12 protein-coding genes are annotated in these 11990 nt (G+C 60.2%); 5 read left to right on the top strand and 7 right to left on the bottom strand.

Annotated elements, in window-relative coordinates:
- Nucleotides 1-40: 40 nt before the first annotated feature.
- From FDM28_RS06700 to FDM28_RS06680, 5 genes are all read left to right on the top strand, one after another.
- Nucleotides 41-742: a response regulator transcription factor gene (locus FDM28_RS06700; protein ID WP_138514381.1), complete on the top strand. Its 702-nt coding sequence runs from the start codon at nucleotides 41-43 to the stop codon at nucleotides 740-742.
- The gene (locus tag FDM28_RS06695; protein ID WP_138514379.1) at nucleotides 739-2115 is read left to right on the top strand and encodes a sensor histidine kinase; all 1377 of its coding nucleotides are present in this window, start codon (nucleotides 739-741) and stop codon (nucleotides 2113-2115) included. Before FDM28_RS06700 ends, FDM28_RS06695 begins: the two co-directional genes overlap by 4 nt.
- A 283-nt stretch (nucleotides 2116-2398) precedes the next feature.
- On the top strand, nucleotides 2399-3163 hold the full coding sequence (locus FDM28_RS06690; protein WP_138514377.1) for an SDR family NAD(P)-dependent oxidoreductase: 765 nt from the start codon (nucleotides 2399-2401) through the stop codon (nucleotides 3161-3163).
- 5 nt (nucleotides 3164-3168) lie between these two features.
- The gene (locus tag FDM28_RS06685) at nucleotides 3169-4194 is read left to right on the top strand and encodes an AraC family transcriptional regulator (RefSeq protein WP_138514375.1); all 1026 of its coding nucleotides are present in this window, start codon (nucleotides 3169-3171) and stop codon (nucleotides 4192-4194) included.
- A 10-nt stretch (nucleotides 4195-4204) separates the two neighbouring features.
- Nucleotides 4205-4714 (top strand): hypothetical protein, encoded by a 510-nt coding sequence (locus FDM28_RS06680; protein WP_138514373.1) that lies wholly within the window; start codon nucleotides 4205-4207, stop codon nucleotides 4712-4714.
- 187 nt (nucleotides 4715-4901) lie between these two features.
- Here the strand turns inward: FDM28_RS06680 and FDM28_RS06675 are convergent, their stop codons facing one another.
- From FDM28_RS06675 to FDM28_RS06645, 7 genes are all read right to left on the bottom strand, one after another.
- Nucleotides 4902-5978, bottom strand: a complete 1077-nt coding sequence (locus FDM28_RS06675; protein ID WP_138514371.1) for an ABC transporter ATP-binding protein — start codon at nucleotides 5976-5978, stop codon at nucleotides 4902-4904.
- 4 nt (nucleotides 5979-5982) lie between these two features.
- On the bottom strand, nucleotides 5983-6837 hold the full coding sequence (locus FDM28_RS06670; protein ID WP_138514369.1) for a carbohydrate ABC transporter permease: 855 nt from the start codon (nucleotides 6835-6837) through the stop codon (nucleotides 5983-5985).
- Between the two features lie 30 nt (nucleotides 6838-6867).
- Nucleotides 6868-7746, bottom strand: a complete 879-nt coding sequence (locus FDM28_RS06665) for a carbohydrate ABC transporter permease (RefSeq protein WP_138514367.1) — start codon at nucleotides 7744-7746, stop codon at nucleotides 6868-6870.
- 5 nt (nucleotides 7747-7751) lie between these two features.
- Nucleotides 7752-9014: an ABC transporter substrate-binding protein gene (locus FDM28_RS06660; RefSeq protein ID WP_240791929.1), complete on the bottom strand. Its 1263-nt coding sequence runs from the start codon at nucleotides 9012-9014 to the stop codon at nucleotides 7752-7754.
- Nucleotides 9015-9113: 99 nt separating this feature from the next.
- Nucleotides 9114-10364 (bottom strand): ABC transporter substrate-binding protein, encoded by a 1251-nt coding sequence (locus FDM28_RS06655; RefSeq protein WP_138514365.1) that lies wholly within the window; start codon nucleotides 10362-10364, stop codon nucleotides 9114-9116.
- A gap of 174 nt (nucleotides 10365-10538) precedes the next feature.
- A complete protein-coding gene (locus FDM28_RS06650; protein WP_138514363.1) occupies nucleotides 10539-11519 on the bottom strand; it encodes an ROK family protein in 981 nt (326 codons plus the stop codon).
- 45 nt (nucleotides 11520-11564) lie between these two features.
- A complete protein-coding gene (locus FDM28_RS06645) occupies nucleotides 11565-11933 on the bottom strand; it encodes a phosphomannose isomerase type II C-terminal cupin domain (protein WP_138514361.1) in 369 nt (122 codons plus the stop codon).
- Nucleotides 11934-11990 lie beyond the last annotated feature (57 nt).

The raw sequence follows: 11990 nt of genomic DNA, 5'->3' as shown, positions 1-11990 counted from the left end.
CCGCTGCCGGTACGGTGGCCTGCCTTGGTATGCTCCCACCATGGCCCATTTACTGATTGTTGAAGACGACGAATTGCTGCGCGACGGTTTGTGCGCCCAACTGGTACACGCCGGCCATAGTGTGAGCAGCGCCAGCGACGGCGCCCAAGCCCAGACCCTGTTGGAAGCCACCCGTTTTGACGGCGTGGTGCTCGACCTGGGCCTGCCGGTGGTGGACGGCATTGCCGTGCTGCAATGGATTCGCCAGCGCCTGGCAGCCCTACCGGTACTCATCCTTACCGCGCGCGACGGCGTGGACGACCGGGTGCAAGGCCTGAATGCCGGCGCCGACGACTACCTCACCAAACCCTTTGAAATGGCCGAGCTGCTGGCCCGCCTGCAAGCCATGCTGCGCCGCTCGCGCCTGCCGGCCTTTGGCGGATCGCTGGAAGTGCAAAGCACGCACAACCGCAGCCTGCGCCTGGACCCTGTGCTGCCCCTGGGCTGGCTAGGCGAAGAAGCCATGGAGCTGACGCACCGGGAGTGGTCGCTGCTCTCGCTCTTGGTCAACAACATGGGCCAGGTCGTGGGCCGTGAAGATGTACTGTCCGTGTGGCAAACCGAGCCGCAAGAGGGCGGCACCGTCGCCTCCAACGCGCTGGAGGTGTATGTGCACCGCCTGCGCCGCAAGCTCACTGATAGCGGGCTCAACATCCGCAACGTGCGCGGCTTGGGCTACATGCTGGAATCTGACGCCGAATGAGCCGCCCGGCCCGCTTCTCGCTCAAGCGGCAACTGCTGATCTGGTTGCTGCTGCCCCAGCTGGTGCTGTGGCTCATGGGCGGCGTGCTGGCCTTCCGGGTGGCGCTGGCCTATGCGGAGAAGACGATTGACCAGTCGCTCACCCAATCGGTGCGCTCGCTGGCGCGGCAGGTCAAGCCCATGGGCTCGGGCCTGCTGGTGGACTTTCCGCGCGCGGCGCGCGACATCATCGAGCAAGACCCGACCGACCGCGTGGCCTACATGGTGTCCTCCCCGCCCGGCAGCTTTTTGCTGGGCAACACCAAAATTCCCGGCCAAACGCCTGACCTGTATTCCCCCGCCAACGAGCCGGTGCTGTACGAGGTCGTGATGGACGGCAAGCCCATGCGCGTGGCCTCTATCGACCTGAGCTTTGGCGACGGCTTTACCGACCAGCGCATGCGCGTGCAGGTGGCCAAGAGCCTGGTGGCGCAGCAACGCATTGCCCGCGAGCTGGTGCGCGACGTGCTATTTCCGCTGCTGATTTTGGGCGCGGTGCTCAGCGTGCTGGTGTACGAGGGCATACGCCGCGGCCTCGCCCCGCTGGAGCGGCTGGAGGCGCAGCTGGCCAACCGCAATATGGCGTCGCTCTCGCCCATCGAGATGACGCAGGCGCCCGAAGAAGTGCACTCGCTGGCCAACACCCTGAACCAGCTGCTCACCACCCTGCGCCGCAGCCTGAGCCAGGAGAAGCGCTTTTTGAACGACGCCGCCCACCAGCTGCGCACCCCGCTGGCCGGCCTGATCAGCCAGACAGAGCTGGCCATGCACGAGAAAGACCCCGACGCCCTGCAGCAGCGCCTGGCCAAAGTGCACACCGGCGCCCAACGCAGCGCCCACCTGGTGCACCAGCTGTTGTCTTTGGCCCGCACGGAGGCGGAGGTGAGCCTGGTGCCGGTGGATGCCGCATCGCTTGCGCGCGAAGTCGCCCGCGAATGGACGCGCCGCGCCCTGGCGGCCGGCGTGGACCTGGGCTACGAAGGCGAAGACAGCGTCATGGTGCCCGCCGACAAACTGCTGCTGCGCGAAGTGCTGAGCAACCTCATCGACAACGCCCTGCGCTACGCCGGCAAAGGCGCCGTAGTCACCCTGCGCACCACCATCCACGAGGGCCACTGCTGGCTGGATGTGGAAGACACCGGCCCCGGCCTCTCCACCGAACACCTGGAGCGCGTGTTCGAGCGCTTCTGGCGCGCCAGCGAACTCCCCGGCGGCTGCGGCCTGGGCCTGTCTATCGTGGCGGAAATTGCCCGGCGGCATAACGGCACGGCAACGGCGCAGACGACATTGCCGCATGGGTTGACGATTCGGTTGGAGTTGCCGTTGCAGGGGTGATGGTGGGATGCTGTGCGGCGATAGCGGTCGTAGACCGTCGACTGGTCTAAAGCCGGTGTCGGCTATACCGGTCTGTCGTTGACGCTGCCCAATTCAGCCCAAACCAGACATTCGGAACTACTGTTTGGCTAAAAAATTCGGCCCTCCTCTCAATCGAGTAGTCAAACCCTGATTGGCGCGTGTGGCATATCGCATGGCGTGATTGGCATATATTTAACGCCGCTGAATTCCTAGACTTCTTACATCCCGAGAACTTCTCTCGGAGCATCAAAAGGAGTCTGAAATGTCCAATCAAGTAGCCCTGATTACTGGCGGCGCCACCGGCATCGGCAAGGCCGTTGCCCTCAAACTTGTCGCCAAAGGCGTCACCGTCGTCATGAGCGGCCGTCGTGCGGAAGTCGGGCAAGCCGCCGTCGTCGAGGTTTCCGCCGCGGCCCGCGACGGTGCACAAGTTCGCTTTGTTCAGAACGATGTAGCCGATGAGGCTGCGGTCAAGTCGATGATTGACGGCATCGTGGCTGAGTTCGGTCGCCTGGACATGGCGGTCAATAACGCTGGCGTGTCCAACGAGACTGGTACTCTTGTGCAGTCAAGCAGCGACAACTACCGTGCAATGGTTGAGACTAACGTGATGGGTGTGTACTTCAGCATGAAACATGAGCTCGTTCAGATGGCCAAGCAGGGAGGCGGTGCCATCGTCAACTTGGCGTCCATCGCTGGTCTGAATGGCATCACCTGGGCGGGGCCATATGCCTCGACCAAACACGCGGTGGTGGGACTGACCAAGTCGTCTGCCCTGGACCACGCGACTCAAGGCATCCGGGTCAACGGCGTGGCACCTGGCGCCATCAAGACCGACATCATTGCCGCCCAGCTCGGCGGTGGCGACCCCAACTACAACGAGGCGAGTATCTCGGCAATGCACCCCATGAATCGACTGGGCCGCCCCGAAGAAGTCGCCAACGCCATCTGCTGGCTGCTGTCGGACGAAGCCAGCTTTGTCACCGGTCACATACTTAATGTAGATGGCGGCTTCCAAGCGAAGTAAGGGCAATGAACAGCACCACTCCAGACAAGTTGAAGATTCCGGCCACGTTGTGGGAGGGCCTCAAGCGGGCCGGAGTGGACCGTGCAGAGGTCATTCGACGCGCGAACCTGCCTCTGAGCGTACTGAGGGACGACGCGCCGATTGCCACAACGCAGTTCTTCGCCCTGTGGCGGGCCATCGAGAATGTTAGCCAAGACTCGACCATTGGCCTCCGTATCGCAACGGGTTTGGACGGGGCCGTGATGCCTCTCGCTTTTGTTGCGGCACAGCACGCCCGAACTTTCCGGGACGCTTTGAATCGGGTCGCTCGTTTTAAGCGACTGTGCGCACCCGAGGAAGTTTCGGTCAAAGATTTTGCTGACTACAGTGAGCTCGTCATCCGGTGGCCTCATGGAGAGTCAGAAACTGCTCCGCGTTCGTTAGTTGACGCGACGATGGCGTCGTTCGTGGAAATGGGACGCAGAGGAACAGGTGAGCGCCTTGTGCCGCTGTCCCTGGAGCTCGCTCGTCCGGCCGCGTCAAGGTCTTCACTTGAGAGGTACTTCAGCTGTGACATCAAATTCGACACGAAGGTCGACCGCATTACGTTCCGACAAGAAGACCTAGACAAGCTGTTTTCCACCTACAACAAGGACCTGCTCGATGTTCTCGCTCCGGAATTGGATAGACGTCTTGAACATCAAGACGCGTCCGAGTCCGTGACCGAGCAGACCAAGTGGGTTTTGCGGCGTCGTTTGACTGCCGGTCGCCCGGACATTCGCTCCGTGGCCGCTGAACTTGCCATGAGCGAGCGTTCTTTGCAGCGCCGCCTGACGGATGAAGGCGTCAGCTTCCAAGCCCTGGTGACTCAGACCCGACATCAGATGGCTCTTCGGCATCTGGCCGATAACTCACTCACGCTTATCGAAATTGCCTATCTGCTGGGCTACGAAGACCAGAACTCATTCTTCCGCGCCTTCAGGCAGTGGGAGAACCAAACCCCTTCCGATTGGCGCGCTGCACATGCTGCTGAGTGTCACGCGGGCAACTAAGTAAGTTCCTATGAACCCCACCGAAACCTTTGCACCGCTGCAGTCTCTGATTCGTGAATATTTCAATGGCGAGTACAACGAAATGATGCTCATCTTCGCGGGCTCAGCTGCGTTGACCTGCATTGCCGTTTGGCTCTGGGTTGCGACGCACTCCGGTTTTTCCATGGGGTTCGGCGTCACCGTCTTGGCAACTGCGATGCTACTGTGTGGAACGGCAGCATCGCTGCTTGTGCGGGACAAGGGCTTGGTCGAAGAACTGACCTTGAGTATCGGCAAACCTCAACAGAGCCAGGTGTTAGCCAAAGAGCGAGCACGCATAGAGGTTGTGGTATCGAAGTATAGGTATTACCGCTACGGCGCGGCAGTGCTAGCGGCCTTGAGTGTGTTGGGCCTGCTGCTTACAAGCCGAGGCTGGGTACACGGCGTCGTGACTGGATTGCTTCTACTGGTGGTCGCACAGGTCGTCATCGACCACTTTTCGGAGCAAAGGGCCACCCAGTACCTTGCAGCGCTTCCTTGAACTGCGGGAGCTGCCCAAGAGGCCTGAGGAGTCAGTGGCCGCTTCGGAGGCGGCTTAAGTTCCGCCTCGGGCCCGTTTTTGACCTGCGAGTTTGCAGAAGGAATGCCAACTACCAGCCTATTCACGACATAGAAAAGCCGGACTGCCCCATCAGGGCAGCCCGGCTTTTCGTTAATGGCTGGAGGTCTTAAACGTCCAAACGCACACCTGTGGTCGTATTGAACCAGCTCACGTTGGCGGGGTTCACGCGCAGGCCCACTTGGTCGCCCGCTTTCCAGGGCGCGCTGGGGGCAGTACGCACGGTGACTTCGCCTGCAGAGGTGTTGACCACCACGTAGGTGTCAGCACCGGTGGGCTCCACCACGGCGACTTCACCGCGCCACGCGGCGTCGCCGGTGACCAGCTCGATGTGCTCAGGGCGCACGCCCATGGTGGCATCGCCTTGGGCGGGGGTTGCCAGCTCCAAGGTACTGCCGTTGAAACTGAAGCGGCCTTGCGCGCCGGGCACTTCCACATGGCCTTTGATCAGGTTCATGGTGGGCGAACCGATGAAGGTCGCCACATAGGTGTTGGCCGGGCGGTTGTAGATGTCGTCGGGCGTGCCGATTTGTTGCAGGATGCCGTCCTTCATCACCGCAATGCGGCTGCCCAGGGTCATGGCTTCGATCTGGTCGTGCGTCACATAAACACTAGTGATACCGGACACTTGGTGCAGGCGCTTGATTTCGGCGCGCATTTCTACGCGGAGTTTGGCGTCCAGGTTGGAGAGCGGCTCGTCAAACAAGAAGAGCTGGGGGTCACGGGCCAAAGCGCGGCCCATGGCCACGCGCTGGCGCTGACCGCCAGACAGCTGCGCGGGGCGGCGGTCCAGCAAGTGTTCGATTTGCAGCATGGCAGCCACCTCAGAAATGCGCTTTTTGCGCTCTTCCAGCGGAACCTTGCGCATCTCGAGCGCGAAGCCGATGTTGTCGGCCACGCTCATGGTGGGGTACAGCGCGTAGCTCTGGAACACCATGGCAATGTCGCGCTGCGCGGGGGCTACGCCCACCACGTTCTTGCCGGCAATGCGCAGTTCACCTTCAGACGGTTCTTCCAGGCCCGCAATGATGTTGAGCAGTGTGGACTTGCCGCAGCCCGAGGGGCCGACCAAGATCAGGAACTCGCCGGGAGCGACGTCAATTTCGATTTTCTTGAGGACTTCAACGGCTTTGTCGCCCTTGCCGAAAACTTTGCGGATGCCTGCGATTTGGAGAGAAGCTGCCATTTTTTTATCCTTTCACCGCGCCGGCGGTGAGACCTTTCACGAAATATTGACCTGCGAGCACATAGACCAGCATGGTGGGAAGACCGGCAATCACGGCCGCGGCCATGTCCACGTTGTAGCTTTTGACGCTGCTGGAGGTGTTGGCCATGTTGTTCAGACCCACGGTGATGGGCTTGCTGTCCGCACCGCTGAAGGCCACGCCAAACAGGAAGTCGTTCCAGATGTTGGTGAACTGCCAGATCAGGGTCACCATCAAGATGGGGGTGGACATGGGCACGACGATGCGAAAGAAGATGCGCCAGAAGCCCGCACCGTCAATACGCGCCGCGTTCACCAGCTCTTTGGGAATCGCGGTGTAGTAGTTGCGGAAGAACAGCGTGGTGCCGGCCAAGCCTGCAATACAGTGCACCAGGATCAGGCCACCCAGCGAGCTGGACAGGCCCAGGTAACCCAGTACCTGGCTCATGGGCAACAGAACGACCTGGAAGGGCATGAACACGCCGAACAGCATGAAACCAAACAGCACTTCGCTGCCTTTGAACTTCCACATGCTCAGCACGTAGCCGTTGATGGCGCCCCAGGCGGTGGAGATCAACACCGCGGGCACCGCCATGATGATGGAGTTCATGAAGTAGGGCTGCAGGCCGCGGCAATCCACGCCGGTACAGGCGCTGGACCACGCAAGCTTCCACGACTCAAAGCTCAGCGAGTTGGGCAAGCTCAACAAATTGCCGGAGCGGATTTGCTCAGCGTCTTTGAACGAGGTGGCCAACATCACATACAACGGCGCCAAAAAGAAGAAGGCGGCCAGCAATAGCGTGGCGTAGATCAGAATACGGGGTAGGTTTTTAGACAACATAGGGTGCGATCGTGGTGGGACGGTCGTGAATTAACGGTCGTGGGGTTTGGTGCGCAATTCGCTGTACAGGTAGGGCACCACAAGGGCCGCCACAAACACCAGCATCATGGTGGCGCTGGCGGCACCCAAGCCGATCTGGCCACGGGTGAAGCTCATCACGTACATGAAGGTGGCGGGTACGTCAGACGCATAGCCGGGGCCACCAGATGTCAACGCCATCACCAAGTCAAAACTCTTGATGGAGAGGTGCGACAACACCAACACGGTGGAGAACACCACGGGGCGCAGGATGGGCAGAATAATGCGCCAGTAGATGCGGGGCAGCGAAGCACCGTCGATCTGGGCGGCCTTGATGATGCTGTCGTCAATGCCACGCAAGCCCGCGAGGGACAAGGCCATGGCAAAGCCGGCCGATTGCCAGATGCCGGCAATCACCACACAGTAGATGGCGGTTTCCGATTGCACCAGCCAGTCGAAGCTGAAGCTGGTCCAGCCAAAGTCGTGGGCCAATTTTTCCAGACCCAGGCTGGGGTTCAAAATCCATTTCCAGGCAGTGCCGGTCACGATGAACGACAGCGCCATGGGGTACAGGTAAATGGTGCGCAGCACGCCTTCAGCGCGGATTTTCTGGTCCAGAAAAATCGCCAAGCCCATGCCCAGTGCCATGGAGCCGCCCACGTACAGCACGCTAAAGATGCCAAGGTTTTTGAGGGCGATGTACCAGCGGTCCATCTCCCACAGGCGCACGTATTGCTCCAGCCCTACGAACTCTTCGTAGTTGGGCAGCATGCGTGAGCCGGTGACGGACAGAATGCCGTTCCAGATCATGAATCCGTAAATGAAGGCGAAGCCGAGCACAAAGCCCGGGGCAATCACCAGCTTGGGGAGGATGTTTTCTAGGGTTTTCATAGGTCTTACTTTTTCTTGGGCGCGCTCACGGCCACCAAGGCGGCAACAGCGTCACTCACGCTTTGCTTGTCGTTGTTCCAAAACTCGCTCACTGCTGCACGCATGGCCGCCTGCTGCGACGAGGCCAGCGCCATGCCGTGGGCCACGGAGGGCACCAGTGCGCCGGTGTTGGCGGTGCTCACAAAGTCTTTGGCCGAGGTTTTGGCGCAGTCGTCAAACTTGTCCATGTTCATGCCTAAGCGCACCGGGATGGAGCCTTTGCGCAGGTTGAACTTTTCCTGAAAGTCTTTGCCCATCAGCAGGTAGGCCAGGTAGCCCTGGGCTTTTTGCGCCTCCCAGCCCTTGAGCTGGAACATGGCGAAAGAATCCACGTTGAACGTGTAGGCCTTGTCGGTCCCCGGCGCTGCGGAGCAGGTGAACTCTTTGCCCGGCGTCTGGCCCGCAGCCAGAAACTCGCCCTTGGCCCAATCGCCCATAAACTGGAAGCCGGCTTTGGCGTTGATGACCAGTTCGGTGGTCACGTTCCAATCCCGGCCATTGGAGTTGGCGTCGGTGTAGGACTTGATGCGGCGGAAGGTTTCCAGCGCTTTCTTCATCTCGTCGCTGCTGATCGCTGCGCGGTCCAGCTTGAGCAAGGCTTTGTCATACAAGGCGGGGCCACCCACGCCGAGCACCACGGACTCAAACACGGTGAAATCCTGCCAGTCCTGTCCGCCGTGTGCGACAGGAATAAAACCGGCAGCCTTGATCTTGTCGGCAGCGGCAAAAAATTCGTCATAGGTCTTGGGCAATGCGGTTACGCCGGCTTTTTTCAGCACCGCAGAGTTAGCCCATAACCAGTTCACCCGGTGTACGTTCACCGGGACGGCCACGTAGCGGCCCTTGTATTTCATTTGGTCGGCAACGACCTTGGGGAGTGCTTCATCCCACCTTTCGAACGATGCCATCGCGTCGAGGTTGGTCAGCACACCCAACTCGGCCCACTCCTGGATCGCCGGGCCTTTGATGTTGGCTGCCGCCGGAGAATTGCCTGCCAGCACGCGCTGCTTGAGCACGGCCATGGCGTTTTGGCCACCGCCACCGGTGACGGTGAAGTCTTTCCAGGTGTGGCCACGTTTGCCCATCATGTCCTTGAGCTCTGCGACGGATTTGGCCTCACCACCGGACGTCCAGTAGTGCAACACCTCCACCTCGCCAGCCTGCGCCCCTGCGCTGGTGCAGAGCACGCATGCTGCGGCAAGAGCGCGCGCAAATGCAGAGAGAGACATGGAAATAGACCCGAAGAACACGTGATTGGAAATAGCCCCACCCCCGTCAAGGGATGGGGCCATCTTTAGGAGAACGGCGCCGTAGCGCCGGACCAGGGCTTACTTGGTAGCAGCGGCCTTGGCGATGTTCTTCACGCCGTCAGCGACGGAGATCTTGTCGTCGTTCCAGAACTGGGACACGGCGTCCTTGATCGCGCCTTCAGCAGCAGGCTTGATCGCCATGCCGTGGGCCACGGAAGGAACCAGACCACCGGACTTGGCGGTAGACACGAAGTCCTTGGCGGAAGTCTTGGCGCAATCGTCAAACTTGTCCATAGACATGTTCAAACGCACAGGGATGGAACCCTTGTTCAAGTTGAACACTTCCTGGAACTCGGTGCCCATGATGGAAGCAGCCAGATCCGCCTGGGCCTTTTGAGCGCCAGCGTCCTTCAGCTTGTACATGGCAAAGGAATCCACGTTGAAGGTGTAAGCATTGGCGGTGCCGGGAGCAGCAGCGCAGATGTAGTCCTTGCCGGGAACCTTGCCCGCAGCGGAGAACTCGCCCTTGGCCCAGTCACCCATGAACTGGAAGGCTGCCTTCTCTTGGATCACCATGGCAGTGGCCAGGTTCCAGTCGCGGCCAGGAGCAGCAGCGTCGGTGTAACCCTTGACCTTGCGGAATGTTTCCAACACCTTGGTCATGGTGGCGCTGGTCAAAGCCTTTTCGTCCAGCTTGATCAAAGCGTCGTTGTAGAACTTGGTACCGCCCACGCCCAGAGCCACGGACTCGAAGGTGGTGAAGTCTTGCCAGTTTTGGCCACCGTGTGCCACGGGGATCAGGCCGGCCTTCTTGACCTTTTCAGCAGCAGCGAAGAACTCGTCCCATGTCTTGGGGGTAGCAGTCACGCCAGCCTTTTTCAAGACAGCGGAGTTAGCCCACATCCAGTTCACGCGGTGCACATTCACGGGAGCAGCAACGTAGTTGCCTTTGTACTTCATGACGTCAGCCACCACCTTGGGCAACAGCTCGTCCCACTTTTCAGCCTTGGCAGTCGCATCCAAGTTAGCCAATACGCCTTCAGAAGCCCATTCCTGGATGGCTGGACCCTTGATCTGGGCAGCTGCAGGTGGGTTGCCGCTCACCACACGGCTCTTCAGCACGGTCGCTGCGTTGTCACCGCCACCGCCGGCCACTGCGAAGTCTTTCCATGTGTGGCCCTTGCCTTGCATGATCTTCTTCAGTTCAGCCACAGACTTGGCTTCGCCGCCGGATGTCCAGTAGTGCAGGACTTCCACTTCACCAGCCACAGCGGCCGAACCAGCAACCACGAGTGCCACTGCGGTGGCGAGTTTAGAAAGCTTCAACATCTTGTCTCCAAAAAAGTTTGTCTGTCCGGCTCTGCAACAAAACGGGCCGGAAGCAACGTTGAATTCAATTGGACACCATGTCCACTTGAATTAATTAATTTTTAATTAATTTTTAACGCCAAACTACTAGGAGTTTCCCTAGGAGAACTTAGATCTATCGATTTGATTTAGTACTCAGGCCACCACCAGAGCCAAAGCGGCGTAGTCGCCCACCTTCTCGCCCAGGCCAGCAGGCACGATCTCCACGCCATCGGTCAGGGCGGGCAATTTGCCTTTCAGGGCCGCTTGCAACTTGGGCAACAGGTAGTCGCGGTTGTGCCAGAACACGCTACCGCCCACGCTGATGCGCTGCAGGTCGAGGGTCGCCACCATGTTGTAAAGCGTACGCCCCATCACGTTGCAAAGATCATCCACAATGGCGGTAGCGCCCGCATCGCCTGCGCGAGCAGCTACAAAAAGCGTAGCAGCATCCGCAAAACCCTGGGCTGAAAAACGGCGCGGAATCGCGTTACCCGCCACCAAGCCTTCCACATCACCCACGTTGCCGCAGCCGCACAGGGCGTCATCGTTGGAGCTCACAAAGGTGTGGCCGGCGTGGCCGGCGTTTCCGTTTTTGCCACGCAAAATGTGGCCATCCACACACAGTCCCATGCCGATGCCGGTGCTCCAGGTTACGTACGCGCAGTTCGCCACGCCCTGCAATGCACCCCAGCGGCGCTCGGCCTCCAAGGCGCCTACGCCGTCGTTCTCCACCCGCACGTTGGGGAAGGCGGCTTTGAGCGGGGCTTCGAGCAAGGCGGTCGCCCAGTCGTTGGGCAGGCCACGGGCTTTGCCCGCCAAGCCACCGCAAATATTGGGGCCGGCCAGCTCTACCAAGCCCTGATTCATCACAAACGGGCCACAAGTGGCCACACCCACTGCGGCGATGTCTGCCACAGCAACGCCTGCCAGCGCACAGCTCTCACCTACCATGCGGATGATCTGGCGCGCCAAGGCGTCGTTGTCACCCTCTTTGGCGGTGGGCTCGGACACCTTGCCCCGCACACCGGCCGCATCGGCAATGTTGACGGCCACTTTGGTGCCGCCAATGTCTACACAGGCCACGGGCGCGGTGCCGGGGGCAATGTTCAGTTCAATCTCTTGGGTCAAAGCCATGCTGCACTCGCTCTCAAATCTTGGTAACACACAGGGGGTGGGGTTTCAGTTGCGGCCGTAGTCGTCTTGCAGGCGAACGATATCGTCCTCCCCCAGATAACTGCCGAACTGTACTTCCACAATTTCTACCGGCGCATCCGTCAGGTTGGTCAAGCGGTGCACCTGGCCGATGGCAATGTCGCAATACTCACCGGGCTGCAGGTCAAACTGGCGGTCATCCAGCGTCACCCGGGCGGTGCCCGTTGTCACCACCCAGTGCTCGGCGCGCTGGTGGTGCTTTTGCAAGCTCAGCTGCTGACCGGGGTACACGCCGATGCGCTTGATTTTGTTGCCCGGCACCTCGGAAATGGTTTCGTACCAGCCCCAGGGGCGCAGGGTGCGTTCAATGGTCTCGGTGCGCAAGGTGGTCTGCATCATTAAACATTCCTTAAAATGGCGCGCCGATACTACCCCGCAACCACCCACCGGCGT

Source organism: Rhodoferax bucti, assembly GCF_005876985.1.
GTDB classification, from domain to species: Bacteria; Pseudomonadota; Gammaproteobacteria; order Burkholderiales; family Burkholderiaceae_C; genus Allorhodoferax; species Allorhodoferax bucti.
This window is presented reverse-complemented; position numbering and strand designations above follow the sequence as displayed.